General features: G+C 71.0%; 13 protein-coding genes. 8 read left to right on the top strand and 5 right to left on the bottom strand.

What is annotated here, in order from left to right; all coding sequences use genetic code 11:
• Positions 1-64: 64 nt before the first annotated feature.
• Complete coding sequence (locus GTY96_RS06820) at positions 65-541, bottom strand: peroxiredoxin (RefSeq protein WP_143899294.1); 477 nt, start codon at positions 539-541, stop codon at positions 65-67.
• Between the two features lie 123 nt (positions 542-664).
• On the opposite strand from GTY96_RS06820, the gene GTY96_RS06815 reads away from it, so the two are divergent.
• From GTY96_RS06815 to GTY96_RS06795, 5 genes are all read left to right on the top strand, one after another.
• Positions 665-1,831: a YcaO-like family protein gene (locus tag GTY96_RS06815; protein WP_161664450.1), complete on the top strand. Its 1,167-nt coding sequence runs from the start codon at positions 665-667 to the stop codon at positions 1,829-1,831.
• 104 nt (positions 1,832-1,935) lie between these two features.
• Positions 1,936-3,105 carry a TfuA-like protein gene (locus GTY96_RS06810; RefSeq protein ID WP_161664229.1) on the top strand — a complete coding sequence of 390 codons (1,170 nt, stop codon included), beginning with the start codon at positions 1,936-1,938 and terminating at the stop codon, positions 3,103-3,105.
• 470 nt (positions 3,106-3,575) lie between these two features.
• Positions 3,576-5,480: a serine/threonine protein kinase gene (locus tag GTY96_RS06805; RefSeq protein ID WP_201755907.1), complete on the top strand. Its 1,905-nt coding sequence runs from the start codon at positions 3,576-3,578 to the stop codon at positions 5,478-5,480.
• A 117-nt stretch (positions 5,481-5,597) separates the two neighbouring features.
• Positions 5,598-6,503 carry a DUF2381 family protein gene (locus GTY96_RS06800; RefSeq protein WP_161664228.1) on the top strand — a complete coding sequence of 302 codons (906 nt, stop codon included), beginning with the start codon at positions 5,598-5,600 and terminating at the stop codon, positions 6,501-6,503.
• Positions 6,504-6,574: 71 nt separating this feature from the next.
• Complete coding sequence (locus GTY96_RS06795) at positions 6,575-7,348, top strand: DNA-methyltransferase (RefSeq protein ID WP_161664449.1); 774 nt, start codon at positions 6,575-6,577, stop codon at positions 7,346-7,348.
• On the opposite strand, the gene GTY96_RS06790 is transcribed toward GTY96_RS06795, so the two are convergent.
• The gene (locus GTY96_RS06790) at positions 7,327-7,965 is read right to left on the bottom strand and encodes a hypothetical protein (RefSeq protein WP_161664227.1); all 639 of its coding nucleotides are present in this window, start codon (positions 7,963-7,965) and stop codon (positions 7,327-7,329) included. The two genes, GTY96_RS06795 and GTY96_RS06790, sit on opposite strands and share 22 nt — an antisense overlap.
• Positions 7,966-8,075: 110 nt before the next feature.
• On the opposite strand from GTY96_RS06790, the gene GTY96_RS06785 reads away from it, so the two are divergent.
• The 3 genes from GTY96_RS06785 (at position 8,076) to GTY96_RS06775 (ending at position 11,873) form a co-directional block, all read left to right on the top strand.
• Positions 8,076-9,359 carry a dicarboxylate/amino acid:cation symporter gene (locus GTY96_RS06785; protein ID WP_161664226.1) on the top strand — a complete coding sequence of 428 codons (1,284 nt, stop codon included), beginning with the start codon at positions 8,076-8,078 and terminating at the stop codon, positions 9,357-9,359.
• A 72-nt stretch (positions 9,360-9,431) separates the two neighbouring features.
• On the top strand, positions 9,432-9,914 hold the full coding sequence (locus tag GTY96_RS06780; RefSeq protein ID WP_143899289.1) for an FKBP-type peptidyl-prolyl cis-trans isomerase: 483 nt from the start codon (positions 9,432-9,434) through the stop codon (positions 9,912-9,914).
• Positions 9,915-9,977: 63 nt separating this feature from the next.
• A complete protein-coding gene (locus GTY96_RS06775; protein WP_143899288.1) occupies positions 9,978-11,873 on the top strand; it encodes an OPT family oligopeptide transporter in 1,896 nt (631 codons plus the stop codon).
• 14 nt (positions 11,874-11,887) lie between these two features.
• Here GTY96_RS06775 and GTY96_RS06770 read toward each other — a convergent pair whose 3' ends face one another.
• From GTY96_RS06770 to fusA, 3 genes are all read right to left on the bottom strand, one after another.
• Entirely contained in the window at positions 11,888-12,709 is an 822-nt protein-coding gene (locus GTY96_RS06770; RefSeq protein ID WP_235685432.1) for a flagellar motor protein MotB, read from the bottom strand.
• A gap of 208 nt (positions 12,710-12,917) precedes the next feature.
• Positions 12,918-14,852, bottom strand: a complete 1,935-nt coding sequence (locus tag GTY96_RS06765; RefSeq protein ID WP_143899286.1) for an ABC-F family ATP-binding cassette domain-containing protein — start codon at positions 14,850-14,852, stop codon at positions 12,918-12,920.
• A gap of 117 nt (positions 14,853-14,969) precedes the next feature.
• The gene (gene fusA, locus GTY96_RS06760; RefSeq protein WP_143899285.1) at positions 14,970-17,087 is read right to left on the bottom strand and encodes an elongation factor G; all 2,118 of its coding nucleotides are present in this window, start codon (positions 17,085-17,087) and stop codon (positions 14,970-14,972) included.
• Positions 17,088-17,165 lie beyond the last annotated feature (78 nt).

Below are 17,165 nucleotides of genomic sequence, written 5' to 3'. Positions count from 1 at the left end.
CCGCTTTTCGCCCGGGCGGAGTCCGCGAGACGTCCGGAACCGGGCAGGCGGGCGGCCGGGAGCGTCAGGGGGAGGCGCTGTCGGCGCCGGGGAGGGGGTGGGCCTGGAGGTACTTCAGCACGTCGTCCAGGTGCCGGTAGACGCGCACCTCGTGGTGGATGACGTGCTCGACGGTGCCGTCCGCGCCGATGATGAAGGTCACGCGCCGGTCGATGTTGAGGACGGGCCACAGCACGCCCCACGCGCGGCTGATCCTCCGCTCCTCGTCACCCAGGAGGGCGAAGTGGATGCCCTCCTGTTCGGCGAACTCGCACTGGGTGCTGAGCGTGTCCACGGAGACGCCGACCAGCTCCGCGCCCAGCTCGCGGATCCGCTCGTGGTTGTCCCGGAACGCGCGGTTCTCGATGGTGCAGCCCACCGTGAAGGCCCGGGGGAAGAAGAAGAGCACCACGCGCCGGCCTCGCAGCTCCGACAACCGCACGCTCTTTCCGTGGCAGTCGGTCGCGGCGAAGTCAGGGGCGAGGTCTCCGACCGAAATCATGCGGTACACGCTCCTTCCCGACGGCGGGGACCGCCTTCCCCTACCACGTTTTCCCTGCCATCCCATGCCGCGTCGCGCCGGGTGCCCGCTCCCTGGGGAATCTGGCTAAGGTCAGCCATCGTGTTGCCTGCCACGACGGACCCTCTCTCTCCCGCCTTCCTCGAAGCCCTGGCCCGTGCGCTGGGGGTGACCCGGGTCGCGCGTGTCACCGGCCTGGACCGCACGGGCGTGGAGGTCGCCTGCGCGGTGCGTCCGGGTGGGCACGTGCTCCAGGTGTGCAACGGCAAGGGGCTCACCTTCGAGGCGGCGGCCCGGGGCGCGCTCCTCGAGACGGCGGAGCTGTGGGCGGCGGAGACGGTGCGTCCGGAGCGGCTGCGCTGGGGCTCCCAGCAGGAGCTCGAGCGGGCGGGAGGCGACGTGTGGGGCGTGGAGGCGCTGGGGTCGGCGGGGGCGGTGGTGGAGCCCCGGCTCGCGGGCCCGGCGGTGCGGCTGGCGTGGTGCGAGGCGTCCCGGCTGGGCTCGAAGGAGCGCGTCTGGGTGCCGGCGCAGGGGGTGTACTGCCCACCGTCGGGGACCGCGGAGCTGGGGCCGGTGTCGGTGGCGTGGACGACGAACGGCTCCGGCGCGCACCCGGAGCCCGAGCAGGCGCTGCTGCATGCGCTCCTGGAGGCCACGGAGCGCGACCAGCTGTCGCGCGCGTTGCCGGAGGGGTGGTCGGAGGAGGGCGTGGTGGCCCGGATGCTGCGGCCCGAGGACTTGGAGGATGGGGCGCCGCGAACGGCCGCGCTGCGGGAGGCGCTGCGGGCGCGAGGGTTCCAGGTCTACCTCTTCGACGCCACGCCCTCACCCCGGACGCACGGCCGGGTGGGGCTGCCCGTGGCGGCGGCGGTGCTGGTGGACGCGGAGGAGGGGCCCGTGCCGCTGACGGCGGGCTACGCGTGCGCGCTGGACCGGGACGAGGCGTTGCTCAAGGCGCTGCTGGAGGCCGCGCAGTCGCGGCTGACGGACATCCACGGCGCGCGCGAGGACGTGGCCGCGTCGGACCGCGAGGCGGCGCTGGGGTTCGCCCAGGCCCTGGCGGAGGTGCGGCCCCGCCGCCAGGTGGGGGAGATGCCCGACGGGGCGGACCGGAGGGCCCGGAATGGGGCGGCGCGGGTGCGCACGGTGCTGACCCTGTTGGAGGCCGCGGGCTTCACCCGGGCGGCGGGCGTGGCGCTGGACTCGCCGGTGCCCGGGCTGCACGTGTGGAAGGTGGTGGTGCCGGGCATGCGCGTCTCGGAGCTCCTGTGAAGCGGCGGGTGGGTGAGGGCGGCGGGCGTGGCGCTGGACGCGCCGGTGCCCGGGCCGCGCGTGTGGAAGGTGGTGGTACCGGGCATGCGCGTTTCGGAGCTCCTGTGAAGCGGCGGGCGGACGAGCTGGTGGTGTTCCTGGGGCCCTCATTGCCCGCGGCGGAGGCTCGGCGGATTTCGCCGTGCACGGTGCTTCCCCCTGCGCGCCAGGGAGATGTGTGGCGGGCCTTGTCGCTCAAGCCCCGGGCGCTGGTGTTGGTGGATGGCGTCTTCGAGGCGCAGCCTTCCGTGTGGCACCACGAGCTGCTCGCGGCCCTGGAGGCAGGCGTGGCCGTGTTCGGCGGCGGCAGCATGGGCGCGCTGCGCGCCGCGGAGCTCTCCGCGCACGGGATGGTCGGCGTGGGTCGCGTCTTCGGGTGGTACCGCGACGGCGTGGTGGCGGATGACTCGGAGGTGGCGCTGCTGCACGCGGACGCCGAACACGGGTGGCGTCCGCTCACCGTGCCGCTCGTGAACGTGCGCCACGCGGCGGAGCGTGCGCTCAAGGCCCGCGTGCTGGGACGCCCCGCCGCGCGCGCCCTGGTGGACGCGGCGGCGGGGCTCTTCTACCAGGAGCGCAGCTGGGCGCGGATCCGCGAGGCCGTGGCGCCCTCCTGGAGCCGCGCCGTGCTCCAGGCCTGGGATGCCTGGTTCGCGGGCGGCGTGGAAGACCTCAAGCGCCTGGACGCCATGGACTGCGTGCGCACGGCGGCGGAGTTCGTGCGCCACGCCGCGCCCCCGGCGCCCGGTGCGCGGCGCAATCCCTCGTCACTGGTGCGGCGCAGGCGGCTGGTCGAGGACGTGACGCGCGTGGGTCCGCGCCCCGTGGACTCAGGCCGCGTGATGGAGCTGCTCCGGGGCGCGCCCGATGCGGCGGCCTGGGCGGAGGCCGGCCTGCGGCGGGCGTTGCTGGCGGGGTGGGTGCGCTCCCTGGGCCTCCAGGCGACGGACGAGGAGGTCGCCGCCGAAGAGGCCGCCTGGTGGCAGGAGCGGGGCGTGCGCGCTTCACGCCGCCAGGCCTTCCTCGCCGCGAACGGGCTCGACGGTCCTGCCCTGCGCCAGCTGTGCGAGGCGCGCGCGCTGGAACGTCTGGCATTGACGCACGCGGCGCGGCTGCTGCCAGACGGGCCGTCGTGGGATGAAGCCCTGGCATCCGAAGCCCGTCTGGGTGGCCAGTGGGAACAGGCCGCCCGAGCCCTGGCGGAAGCCGGTGACCCACCCTCCGAAGAGGAATGAAGGCTCCGCTGCGCCCCCCCGCCGGCACGGGCCGGAGCCCGATGGCGGCTGGGTTCCACGGGCTGCGTGCGCCTCCCGGCCGGCCGAGGACAATCCCATACAGAGACAACCCGTTGGCAGGGTCCGAGCCGTCAAGCCCTGTCGCACCCGAGACATGGGATTGCGCCCCCCACGATGCTGCCTGGCGGGTTGGACGTCTGTTCAGGGCCGGACTCCCCGGCACGTCACGAAAAAACGTGACAGCCCCGCAGGGCCGGGTAGGGTCAACCCCGGAGGTTGTCCGCATTGAACACCGCTCCCTGGGTGGTTCCGCCAAGCAGGTCCGCGCCGTCGTCGGCCGGGCATGCTCGCGGATTGCGGGGAATCCGACCTCCGTGGTGGGGTGTGAAAGGGGCGGTCCCCTTGCCGGTCGTGAATCGCCGAAACCGTGTCCCGACCTCCCAGGTTGTGTCACGGCTTGAGTCCGGGTCATGACCACGCCGCTTCATCCGGATCAGCTGGAGGTCGGCCACCACGTTGGACCGTGGCGCATCGTCGGCTCGTTGGGAGCGGGGGGCTTCGGCCGGGTCTTCAAGGTGGAGCGGGGTGGGAACGTCTACGCGCTGAAGCTCGCGCTGCGTCCCGCGGGCCAGCACGCCGCGGATGAAGAGGACGTCAACGGCCGGCTCGCCCGCGAGGTCGCGGCCCTGCTCGCCTGCGCGCCGCATCCGAACCTGCCGCGCGTGCACGCCGTGGATCGCTGGCCGGAGCCGCCGGACGGCTACTTCTTCCACGTCACCGACTTCGTGGACGGCGAGACCTTCCACGAATGGCGCTGGCGGGTGAAGCCCACCGCCGCGCACCTGCTCACCGTCTACACGGAGCTGGTGCGCGTGGTGGCGGACCTGCACCGCCGGGGCGTGCACCACCGCGACCTCAAGGCGGACAACCTGCTCATCCGCCGCGTCGACGAGCGGCCCATCCTCATCGACCTGGGCACCGCGCGCATCCCGGGCGCCTCCACGCTGACGGTGGGCGTGGCGCCCGCGTCCCCGCACCTGCTGCCGCCCGAATGCGTGGCGTTCCTGCGAGAGGGCTCCTGGAAGGCCGGCGCGAACTTCGACGCGGGCATCCCGGGCGACCTCTACGCGCTGGGCGCGCTGCTCTATGAGTCGTTGACGGACGGCTACGCCTTCGACCCGCGCCTGCCCTACGACCGGCTGCTGCCCGCCATCGAGACGGTGGTGCCGCGCGCTCCGAAGGACATCAACCCCAAGGTCCCCTCCAGCCTGTCCGACATCGCGATGCGGCTGCTCTCCAAGCGCCCCGAGGATCGCTATTCGGGCACGGAGACGCTGCTGCAGGCGCTCTGGGACGCGGCCAAGGACAAGCGCCAATCGGACTGGAAGGTCTCGCTGGATGTCCCGGCGGATCCCGACGCGCCCTCGCTCGACCGGGGCGTGGTGCTGCTGTCCCAGTACTCCGGGAGCGCCCCGGAGCCCGCGCCCGTCCCCGCGGGACCGCAGCCCGCGAGCCCGCCCTCCGGCGTCCTCGGACTCCCCGCCCCGGCGGAAGCCCCCTCCGTGAGCGCGCCCGCGGTGCCACGCGGTCCCGCCGGGGTGCTCGGGCTGGGGGCGTTGCTCCTGGGCCTCCTCGCCTTCGGGCTGTTCCAGCTGGCTCCGAACCGACCCCCACCTTCCGTAGCGCCTGTGCCTGAGAAAGGAAGTTCGTCCGTGACCCCAACCCCGAGTCTTCCTGATGCCACCATGCTCGCGGTGGCGTCTTCCCCGGATGCGGGAGCTTCCCCGGCGGTGGAACCTGCTCCTCCCGTCCCGGACGCCGAGCCGGCCGAGGCCGTCCGCCCCCCCGTCAGAGCCCTGCGGGCAGACGGTGGCGTCATCCGCAAGCTCGCCAGCGCGGCCGCCGCGGCGTGCGTCGGCGTGTCGTGCGCCGGGGGGACCGCCAACACCCGCCGCGACGAGGCCGAGCCGTGTCCTCCGGGTTCCGCGGAGGCCATGGTGAAGCTGCGGCTCAACAAGAAGCCGATGGAGGCGATCTTCCTGGAGGACGACCTGTCGGGAATGAAGGAGGTCCGCGAGGGCGAGCGCACCTTCTTCGTCCGCGAGCAGGTCGGTCAGCGGGTCAACGCCGGCTCCACCATGCGGGGCCGCGTGGTGTTCAAGAAGAACGTCACGCGCATCTTCTTCACGGAGGCCATCCTCAAGGACGGCACCGCGTATCCCGTGTGCATGGAGTACTTCGACATCTTCGGCAACCGCTGGGGTTGGAAGCACCGGCCGCAGGACCCCGAGGAGACGGCCACCGTGCGCTATATGCCGTCCCAGTTGGAGAACGTGATCGCGGTCGAGCGCTTCAACCTGCCCCACGAGGAGTAGTCACCGCGTTGGCCCTACTCCAGGAGGCGGGTTCATCACCGGAGCAGGGCTGTGTCAGGGCCCCGTGCTAGATAGACGGCACTGTATGTAGCCCCGGTTCGAGGAGCCCTCCCCACCGTGCCCTCCTGTCTGTCCGTAGCGCTTCCAGTTCTTCTCTGGTCGACGTGTGTCCTGGCGGCTCCCCTGGATGTGGGAGGGAAGGGGGAGGGGATTCTCCGGATGGAGGTCGGGCCGGAGCATCCCGGGGTGCGCCCCATCCGGATTGGCGCGGGGGTGAGCACGACGCTGCTGTTCGACAGCGACATCGTGCCGGACCAGGTGAGCCTGGAGGGGCGGGCGCAGTTCTCGCGCGTGAGCATGGGCAGCGCGGTGGTGGTGCTCATCCCGTCCGACGACCTGCGACAGGGGGAGGTCCTCAAGCTCTCCATCCCGTTCAAGGACACGACCCTTCCGCCGCGGGTGGTGTTGACGCTCCAGGTGCAGGCCGACGCGGTGGACCGCCAGGTGGAGGTCTACCGGCGGGCGCGCTCGGCGGAGTCCTACCGGCAGGAGGTGGGGCAGCTGCGCGCGGAGCTGGAGCGGCTCCGGCAGGAGCGCAAGCAGCCCCCGGCCGCGGCCCCCGGGGTGGATGGCTTCCGGGGCCTGCTCGCGGGCTCGACCGCGTTTCCCGGCCTCACCGTCCGGCGGGAGCTGGGGGCCATGCGGTGCGTGGCCCCGTGTCCGCTGCGCATCGACGTGGGGGCCCTGTTCGTTTCGGGGCAGCGGCGGGCCCTGCGCCTGTCGCTGCGCTCGGCGGACAAGGAGCCCTGGCGCGTCGGGCGGGCCGTGTTGGTGGACGCGCAGGGGCATGAGTGGGAGTCGCTCACGCCCGTCCAGTCCGCCCTGCTGACGGTCCGGTCCGCGGCCTCGGTCATCGTGGAGTTCGAGATGCCCGCCGACATCTCCGTGGGCCCCTACTCGCTCCGGCTCTGGGACACGGCGGGCAAGCGGGTGGCCCAGTTCGGGGACGTGCCGCTCGACTGAGGCACGGCGCCCTCGCGCGTCGGAATCCCGGCATGCGGGGGCTCATGCCGGGTAGGGTGCGGCTCCACACGATGACCTCCGACCTGACGCCCGAATCCCCGCGCTGCGTCCGCGCCGATGCGCGCGAGCCCGAGGGCTACCGGGCCGCCCTGGGCGACACCCGCGCCGCGCTGCTGCACACCGACCCGCCGTATTGCCTGCTCACCCGGCGGCGCAAGGGCGGCGACCTGCGCGACCCCCGCGCGCACAAGAAGATCGACCGCAACCCCATCGTCCGCTTCGAGTCCGTGCGCGACTACCGCGTCTTCTCCGAGGCCTGGCTCTCCCGCGCCACCTCGCACCTCACCCCCGACGCGCCGCTCATCATCTGGACCAACCTGCTGGGCAAGGAGCCCATCCTCGGCGCCGCGCGCGATCTGGGCTACGCGCACCTGCGCGGCGAGTACATCTGGGGCAAGCGCACCACCGACAAGAACGCCAACGAGCAGCTGCTGCGCGTCTACGAAGTCGCGCTGGTCATCGCCCGCACCCCGGCGCCGCCGCTCGCCCTGGGGGACGCGCCCACGGTGTGGGCCGTCGTCGGTGGCTATGACGACGACGCGGAGGCCGCGCAGTGGGGCGGCCACCCGCACCACAAGCCCTTCTCCGTGCTGGAGCCCCTGGTGCGCACCTGGAGCCGCCCCGGCGACACCGTGTTGGATCCGTTCGCGGGCAGCGGCTCCATGCCCTCCGCCGCGCTGCGCCTGGGCCGCCGCCCCGCCTGCATGGAGGTGGAGCCCGAGTGGGCCGAGCGCGTCACCCACCGCCTGCGCGACACCGCCCGTCAGCTGGCCAGCGCCCGGTAGTAGCGCGTCTCGCTCCACGTGGGCACGTCGGTGGGGCGGTGGCCCCACCAGTTCATCACGAGTGTGCGCCGCTCGCGCGAGGGCCCCGGCAGCTTCCCGTCCGGCACCTGGTTGTCCGCGTCCAGCACCCCGTGCGTCAGCGTCCCGTCGAACACCACCAGCCGGTTGGGGCGCGGCGCCACCAGCGTCCACTCCTCCGGCCGCTCTGGCGCCAGCGAGGGGTTGTCCTCCGACGGCAGCTCCCGCGTCACCGCCAGCGCGCCGCCACGCACCCGGTTGAGGAACAGGACGGACGAGCGCTTCGGGTGCACCAGCTTCCCCGTGGCCAACGCCAGCCGCTCGTCCCGGTCCTGGTGGAAGTCCACCCGCACGTCCGTGGCGCGCATGCGCGACAGCCACCACTCCACGCCGGCGATTCCGCGCCCCTTCGCCACGCCGGGGCGCAGCGCGTGGATGACCTCCTCCACGACGTTCTGGGGCGGGCCGAAGGCGTACCAGAACGTCGTCTGGTACGTGTGGCGCAGGCGCTCCCCCTTCAGCGCCCCCACTCGGCGTGAGAGCCGGAGGAAGAGGGGCGGGGGCAGGGCGGTCTCTGTGAGCTGGACGAGGGATTCCACGGTGGGCCCGGAGCTTTCCCCCGAACGCGAGGTGGGCGCCACCCTCTTTCGCCGGTAGGCTTCGCGCCCTTTCCCCTCCGGCTGGACAAGGAGGGCGTGGAGACTCCCGGATGAAGGCCCACCAGAAGATGCTCCTCGGTATCTCCGTCGGCGCGGTGGCGGGGCTCGTGGCCAACGCCGCCTTCGGGAGCGCGGACTGGCTCGTGTGGACGGTCGAGCACGTCACCAACCCGGTGGGGCAGATCTTCATCCGCCTGCTCCTGATGCTCGTCGTGCCGCTGCTGTTCTCCGCGCTGGTCATCGGCGTGGCGGAGCTGGACCTCAAGCAGGTGGGCCGCCTGGGCGCCCGCACGCTCGGCTACACGGTGGTCTTCTCCGTCATCTCCGTCCTCATCGGCCTGCTGCTCGTCAACTCGCTGCGGCCCGGTGACGGCTTGAGCGACGAGGCCCGCGCGCTGGCCCGCACGGGCACGCAGATCAAGGCGGCCCCGCCCCCCGGAGACACCTCCGCGGGCGCCATCTTCATGTCCATGGTGCCCACCAACCCCATCAAGGCCGCGGCGGACGGGGACATGATTGGCCTCATCGTCTTCTCGCTCATCTTCGGCCTGGGCCTGGCGCTCACCGTGGGCGAACCCGCGCGGCGGCTCAAGGACGTCGTCCAGGGCCTCTACGACGTGATGATGCGCCTCATCGACGGGGTGCTGAAGCTCGCGCCCGTGGGCGTGGGCGCGCTGCTGTTCTCCATGACGGCGCGGCTGGGCTTCCACATCCTGGCGCAGCTGGCGTCGTACGTGGGCGTGGTGCTGCTGGCGCTGAGCATCCACATGTTCGTCGTGTATTCGCTGTCCGTGCGCTTCCTGGGCGGGAGGAACCCGGTGGAGTTCTTCCGCTCCTGCCGGCTCGCCATCGTCACCGCCTTCTCCACGGCCTCCTCCAGCGCCACGCTGCCCACCGCCCTCAAGGTGGCCGAGGAGAACCTGAAGCTGCCGCGCAACGTGTCGCGCTTCGTGCTCACCGCCGGCTCCGCGATGAACCAGAACGGCACCGCGCTCTTCGAGGGCGTCACCGTGCTCTTCCTGGCGCAGGTGTATGGCGTGCCGCTGGGGCTGGGCCAGCAGGCGACCATCATGTTCATCTGCGTGCTGGCGGGCATCGGCACCGCGGGCGTGCCGGCGGGCTCCATCCCCGTCATCGCGATGATCCTCGGCATGTTCCACATCCCCGTGGAGGGCCTGGGGCTCATCCTCGGCGTGGACCGCTTCCTGGACATGTGCCGCACCGTGCTCAACGTCACCGGCGACCTGGCCGCCGCCGTGTACGTGTCGCGCGGGGAGCCCCCCGACCGCCCGGTCGGCGAGGAGGCGGCGGAGTCCACGGCGGGCCTGACATGACGCCCCCGGGGGGCCACCTTTGACCGAAGTTCCCACACCCCGCCGTCCCCGAAGCCAAGGAGCTTCCGCCGCATGAAAGTCACCAACGGTCGCGTCGTCGCGCTCGAGTACCGCCTCCACCTGGGGGACGGAGAGGTCATCGACCAGAGCGCTCCGGGCCAGCCGCTCGCCTATCTGCACGGGCACAAGCAGATCGTCCCCGGCCTGGAGGGCGCGCTGGAGGGCCTGGGCCTGGGGGAGAGCAAGCAGGTGGTGGTGTCGCCGGAGCAGGGCTATGGCGTCCACAACCCGGAGGGCGTCCGCACCGTCCCCCGCACCATGCTGCCGCCGGGCTTCACGCCCCAGGTGGGCCAGACGCTGATGGCGCAGACGGAGGAGGGCAACATCCCCCTGCGCATCCAGACGGTGAATCCGGACTCCGTCGTGGTGGACCTCAACCACCCGCTCGCGGGCAAGACGCTCCACTTCGACGTCACCGTGCGCGAGGTGCGTGACGCGACGCAGGAGGAGCTCACGCACGGCCACGTGCACGGGCCCGGCGGCGCGCACGAATAGCGCAGGGCCCCGGGCACGGAGCGTTTCGTTCCACCGGGGGGCGTGCACTATCTTCGCGCCCCCATGTCTCCTCCTGTCCCGAACCCCAGCCAGCTCCGCGTCCCCGCGCCCGACCCCGCCGCCGTCCCGGAGCGGCCCGGCGCCTCCGCGGCCATGGATCCGGAGCTGTACTGGCGGGAGCACGTCTACCAGGGCGGCGCGCGGCAGCTCACCGTGCGCGCAGTCATCGCCGGGATGCTCATTGGCGCGGTGATGTGCCTGTCCAACCTCTACGTCGTCTTGAAGACGGGCTGGAGCCTGGGCGTCACCATCACCGCGTGCATCCTGGCCTTCGCGGTGTTCGGCACGCTGCGCTCGCTCAAGGTGCTGCGCAACGAGTTCACCGACCTGGAGAACAACGCCATGGGCTCCGTGGCGTCCGCCGCGGGTTACATGACGGGCGGCGGCAACATGGCCGCGGTGCCCGCGCTGCTGATGCTCACCGGCACGCTGCCGTCCTCGGGCTGGCTGATGCTGTGGTTCGCGGTCATCTCCGCGCTGGGCGTCTTCACCGCCATCCCCATCAAGCGCCAGCTCATCAACATCGAAGCGCTGCCGTTCCCCACCGGCACCGCCACCGCGGAGACCATCCGCGCGCTGCACGGCCACGGGGACGTGGCCCGCCAGAAGTCGCGGCTGCTGGGCGCCGCGGGGCTCGTGGGCGCGCTGCTGGTGCTGGTGCGCGACGCGCGCTTCGGCTGGCTGCGCAACCTGCCGGAGAAGGTGAGCCTGCCGTTCACCATCCTGGGGCGCGAGGCCGGCAAGTGGTCGCTGTCCATCGACTTCAGCCTGCTGCTGATCGGCGCGGGCGCGCTGGTGAGCTTCCGCACCGGCTGGTCCATGCTGCTGGGCGCCTTCCTCAACTACGGCTTCCTCGCGCCGGAGATGTTCTCGCGGGGCGTCATCCCGGAGGTGACGTACAAGGCGATCAACGGCTGGTCGCTGTGGACGGGCTCCGCGGTGCTGGTGTCGTCCGGCCTCTTGTCCTTCGCCTTCCAGTGGCGGAGCGTGGTGCGCTCCTTCGCCGCGCTGGGCGGGCTGGTGGGCCTGAAGCCGAAGGAGGGCGCGCGCGAGGATCCGCTGGCGGACATCGAGTGCCCCCCGGCGTGGTTCCCGCTGGGCTTCGCGGTGCTGGGCCCCGTGGCCGTCTTTCTCATGACGTGGCTGTTCCAGATTCCCTGGTGGGCTGGCGTGCTCGCGCTGCCCCTGGCGGTGGTGATGGGCGTCGTCGCGTCGCGCGTGACGGGCGAGACGGACACCACGCCCACCAAGGCGCTGGGCCCCGTCACCCAGCTCGTCTTCGGCGGCCTCGCCCCGGGCAACATCCCCGCCAACGTGATGAGCGCCAACGCCACGGGCGGCGTGGGGCTGCACGCCGCGGACCTGCTCACGGACCTCAAGTCCGGGTGGCTTTTGGGCGCGGCGCCGCGTCAGCAGTTCTTCGCGCAGCTGTTCGGCGTGGCCGCGGGCGCCGTCGTGGTGGTGCCCATCTTCAACCTGCTGGTGCCGTCCGCGGACGTGCTGGGCACGGAGCAGTTCCCCGCGCCCTCGTCCATGGTGTGGGCCGGCGTGTCGAAGATGCTCGCCTCCGGTGTGTCCGCGCTGCACCCCACCGCGCGCATCGGCGCCCTGGGCGGCGCGCTCCTGGGCGTGACGCTGGTGCTGCTGGAGCGCTGGGCCCCGCCGAAGGTGAAGTCCTTCCTCCCCACGGCGTCCGGCCTGGGGCTGGCCATGGTCATCCCCGGCTCCAGCTCCATCAGCCTCTTCGTGGGCGCGGGGCTGGCGGCGCTGCTCCGGCGGGTGAAGCCGAAGCTCGCGGAGGACGCGGTGCTGCCCGTCAGCTCCGGCTTCATCGCGGGCGAGAGCCTCCTGGGCATCGCCATCGCGATGGTGAAGGCCTTCGGCTTCATGCCGAAGTAGGGCGGGGCCTGCCTTCAGTCCACCTTGTCGGTGGACCAGGCCAGGCCCGCGACGAAGCGGAAGGTGGGCGTGTCGAACCCCGCGCCCACGCCCGGTCCGCCCATGACATACAGGTCCAGGCTGGTCAGCGCGTGGCGGCGGATGGCGATGAGCAGCTCCGCGCCCACGCGGCCTCCGTCCAGGGGGATGCCCACCAGCGTGCTCACCTCGCCGCGCGTCGTCTCTCCGCCCCGCGACGTCACCGTGGCGCCCAATCGCAGCTCATTGCCGGCGATGTCGCGCGGATCATAGGACACGGGCCCCAGGTCCTGGCGCTTGCGCAGGAACACCCCCGCCTCGCCGCCCACCTGGAAGCCTTCGCCCACGTAGCCCAATTGCAGACGCGGCTGGAACGCGTAGTCCTCATGCGCCTGCGCCGCGCGGCTGCCCACCGGCAGGCCCGCGGTCAGCTCCACCGCGACGTTGATGGGGGCGCCCAGCGTCTGGCGCAGCAAGGCCGCGCGCGCGCTCAGCCACGGCGTGGCCAGCCCGCCGGACTGCGGCCCGAAGTACTCCAGCGTGGGCTTCCCCCCCTGCGTCAGGATGAAGGGCAGCTCCGCTCCCACGTCCAGCCACGGCAGCACGCCGTAGGCCAGCGTCAGGTGCGCGGTCATCTTGTTCTCGACCAGGCCCGTGCCGTCCCCCGGCTCCCAGCGCGTCTGGAAGTGCATCGGCAGCTGCTCGTAGTGGTAGTTCAACCCCACTCGCAGTTGCCCCCGCTCCAGCGTCCGCCCCGTCCCCACCACCAGCGAGCCCAGCGCGGCGGGGTCCAATCGCAGTCGTTGTAAGTCAAACATCGGCAGCGGGCGTCGTGGACCGCTGTCCAGGGCGTGGGCGGAGAAGGGCAGGGTGAACAAGGCAGCGGCGAGAACCGAGGCCGGACGAAACACGTGACGACTCCCAATGCGGAGGACGCTGAGCGCGAACTCTATGCTGAGTCCCCCAGCCCGCGAATCATGCACGCGAGAGTCACCGGTTGTCGGTTGCCCTACGCATACGCCTGAATCAGGCGCTGCCAGCCGCCAGGTCCTGCAATTCCTGCCATCGTGAATAGAGCCGGTCGACTTCAGCGGTGATGGCTTCCAGGGCCTGATTGACTTCCGCGACCTTGGAGCCGTTGCTGTAGACGGTGGGGTCGGCCAGCTGGGCCTCCAGCCCCGCCTTGCGCTGCTCCGCGGCCTCGATGGTGGCCTCCATTCCGTCCAGTTCGCGCTGGTCCTTGTAGGAGAGCTTTCCAGGCTTCTTCTGCGCGGGCTTCGCGGCGGGCTCCTCGCGGGCCTCGTCCTTCTTCGGCTCGTCCTTCTTCGAGGCGGCCTTGAGGGCGGCGGCCTGGGACTGCTCGCGCAGCCGCTTGTACATGTCGTAGTTGCCCTCGTAGCGGGTGACCTTGCCCTGGCCGTCGAAGGAGAGGATGGCGGTGGCCACCTTGTCGAGGAAGTAGCGGTCGTGCGTCACCAGCAGCGTGCTGCCGGCGAAGTCCAGCAGCAGCCGCTCCAGGATGTTGAGGGTGACGATGTCCAGGTCGTTGGTGGGCTCGTCCAGCACCAGCACGTTGGCGCCCTCCAGGAACAGCCGCGCCAGCAGCAGCCGGTTGCGCTCGCCGCCGGACAGCGCGCCCACCTTCATGCGCTGCATGGGCACCGGGAAGAGCAGGTCCTCCAGGTAGTCGCGCAGGGCCACCTTGCGGTCCGCCAGCTCCACGTGGTCCTCGCCGTTGGAGGCCGCGTCGTACACCGTCTGGTCGGGATCCAGCTGGGTGCGCTGCTGATCGTAGTAGGCGACCTTGGTGTTCTTCCCGATGACGAGCTTCCCGTCGTCCGCGGGAATCTCCCCCAGCATCACGCGCAGGAAGGTCGTCTTGCCCACGCCGTTGGGCCCCAGGAAGCCCACGCGCTCGCCGCGCTGGAGGCGGAAGTCCACGCCGTCCAGCACCTTGCGCTCGCCGAAGGACTTCTTCAGGCCCTCGGCTTCGATGACGGTGTGGCCCAGCCGCGGCGCCGCCACCACGCGCAGGTCCGCCACCTTGGGGCGCTGGAAGCCCTTCTCCGCCAGCAGCTTCTGGGCTCGCTCGATGCGCGCCTTGCTCTTGGTGCGCCGCGCCTCCGGGCCCTTGCGCAGCCACGCCACCTCCTGGGCGATCCAGCGCCCGCGCTTGTGCTCCGCCGTCTCCGCGTTCTCCTGCGCGACCAGCTTCTGCTCCACGTAGGCCGCGTAGTTGCCGGGGTAGGAGATGAGCCCTCCGCCGGGCTGGATCTCGACGATGCGGTCCACCAGGTCATCCAGGAAGTAGCGGTCGTGGGTGACGAGCAGGAGCGCCCCGGGCAGCTTGTCCAGCTCGTCCTCCAGCCAGTCCACGGTGTCCGCGTCCAGGTGGTTGGTGGGCTCGTCCAGGAGCAGCAGGTCGGGGCGCGTGAGCAGCGCCCGGGCAATGGCCACGCGCTTTCGCAGGCCTCCGGACAGCTGCGCCACCGGGCGGTCCCAGTCCTTCACGCCCAGGCGGTCCAACAGCGTCTTCGCGTGGTGCTCCGTGTCCCAGCCGCCCGCCTGCTCGATGCGGTCGCTGAGGGCGGACAGCTGCTCCAGCATCTTCGGCGTGGCGTGCGCCGGGTCCGCCTCCAGCCGGCGCGACAGCTCCGCGTGCGCGTCCAGGGCCTCCTTGAGCGGGGCCTGGGACACGGCGAGCTCGCTCTGCACCGTGGCGCCTTCGGGGAACTCCGGCTCCTGGGGCAGGTAGGTGACGCGCGCGCCCCGGCGCAGCTGGAGCTCGCCCAGGTCCGGCTTCGCGGCGCCCGCGAGGATCTTCATCAGCGACGACTTGCCGGAGCCGTTGACGCCCACCAGCCCCACCCGCTCCCCCTCCTCGATGGTGAAGGTGAGCCCCTCGAAGACGGTGCGGCTGCCGAAGGCGAGCTGGACGTTGGCGGCACGGAGCAGCGTCACGGGAAGGACCTCCTGGAAGGCACGGCGGATGCGAAAGGGGGGAAAGCGAAAGGGCGCCCCCCACTTGAAGCGGGGAGCGCCCTTCCTACTGCCAGAGCGGCGTCGCGGACACCCGGACTACTTGCGGGCGGCCTGCTCAGCGGCCTGCTTCTCCTTGTACTGCACCATCAGGGCGTCCGCCTCGTTGCGCGGAACCTGCGAGTACTTGGCGAACTCCATCGTGAACTCGCCCTTGCCCTGGGTCGCGGAGCGCAGGTCGGTGGAGTAGCCGAACATCGTGTTGAGGGGCACCTCCGCCACGGCCGTGACGTAGCCCTCCGCCGTGCCCGTCTCCAGGATGGTGCCGCGGCGCTGGTTCAGCTGGCCGACGACGGAACCCTGGAAGTCCTCCGGCGCGGTGACCTCCACCTTCATGATGGGCTCGAGGATGATCGGCTTGGCGGCGGCGTAGCCCTCGCGGAAGCCCATGATGGCGGCCGTCTTGAACGCCATTTCGGACGAGTCCACCGCGTGGAACGCGCCGTCGTTGATGACCACGCGCAGGCCCACCACGGGGAAGCCGATGAGGCTGCCCTTCTTCACGGCCTCCTGGAAGCCCTTGTCGCACGCGGGGATGAACTCGCGCGGGATGGAGCCACCGACGATGTCGTCCACGAACTCGTACTGCTGCACGGCGTCCGAGGGCAGGGGCTCCACGTAGCCGCACACGCGCGCGAACTGACCGGAACCACCGGTCTGCTTCTTGTGCGTGTAGGCGAACTCGCCCTTCTGGGAGATGGTCTCGCGGTACGCCACCTGCGGCTTACCGGCGACCACCTCGCAGTTGTACTCGCGCTTCATGCGCTCGATGTAGATCTCCAGGTGGAGCTCGCCCATGCCGCTGATGATGGTCTGCGCGGACTCTTCGTCGCGGCGCACGCGGAACGTGGGGTCTTCCTTGTGGAAGCGGTTGAGCGCCTTGGAGAAGTTCGCCAGCGTGTCGCGGTTCTTCGGCGTCACCGCCAGCGAGATGACCGCGTCCGGGACGAACATGGACGTCATCGTGTAGCTCACCGCACCGTCGGTGAACGTGTCGCCGGAGGCGCACTCGATGCCGAACAGCGCCACGATGTCGCCGGCGGTGGCCTCGTTGACGTCGTGCATCTCCGACGCGTGCATGCGGACGATGCGCGGAACCTTGACCTTCTTCTGGTTCACCTGGTTGATGATGAAGTCACCCTTGCTCACCTTGCCCTGGTAGATGCGCATGTAGGTGAGCTGGCCGTACCGGCCGTCTTCCAGCTTGAACGCCAGGCCGACGAAGGGCTTGGTGGGGTCCGACTCCAGGATGACCTTGGCCTCGCCGTTCTTCTGGTCGAGGGCCTCGTTGGTCGCTTCCTTGGGGTTGGGCAGGTAGCTGCACACCGCGTTCAGGAGCAGCTGCACGCCCTTGTTCTTGTACGCGGAGCCGCACATCACCGGCGTCATCTTCAGCGCGATGGTGGCGCGGCGCACGGCCGCGCGCAGCTGCTCCTCGGTGATGGCGCCCGGGTCCATCAGGAACGCCTCGCCCAGCACGTCGTCCACGTTGGCGACGCCCTCGAGCATCTCATCGCGGCGCAGCTTGGCCTCGTCCAGCATGTCCGCGGGGATGGCCTCCTCGCGCACGTTCTCGCCGTTCTCGCCGTCGAAGTAGTACGCCTTCATCGAGAGCAGGTCGATGAGGCCCTGGAAGCGGTCCTCGGCGCCGATGGGGTACTGGAGCTTCACCGCGTGGTGGCCCAGCTTCTCCTTCAGCTGCGCGGCGACGCGATCATAGTTCGCGCCCGAGCGGTCCATCTTGTTGATGAACGCGATGCGCGGAACCTTGTAGCGCTTCATCTGGCGGTCCACCGTGATGGACTGCGACTGCACGCCCGACACGGAGCAGAGCACCAGGATGGCACCGTCGAGAACGCGGAGCGCGCGCTCCACCTCGATGGTGAAGTCCACGTGTCCCGGCGTGTCGATCAGGTTGATGTTGTAGTCGCCCCACATCGCGTACGTGGCGGCGGACTGGATGGTGATGCCCTTCTCACGCTCCAGGTCCATCGAGTCCATGATCGCGCCCACGCCGTCCTTGCCGCGGACCTCGTGGATCTCGTGGATCTTGCCCGTGTAGAACAGGATGCGCTCGGAGAGCGTCGTCTTGCCCGAGTCGATGTGGGCAGAGATACCGATGTTACGAATCTTCTCGATGGGTACGTTGGAGGCCACGATCCGGTCCTTCTTCGTTTGAAAAAATTGCCTGAGGGAACAGAGCAGGCGGGGCCCTTACTTCCCACAGGACCCAGT

Source organism: Corallococcus silvisoli, from assembly GCF_009909145.1.
GTDB lineage: Bacteria > Myxococcota > Myxococcia > Myxococcales > Myxococcaceae > Corallococcus > Corallococcus silvisoli.
This window is presented reverse-complemented; position numbering and strand designations above follow the sequence as displayed.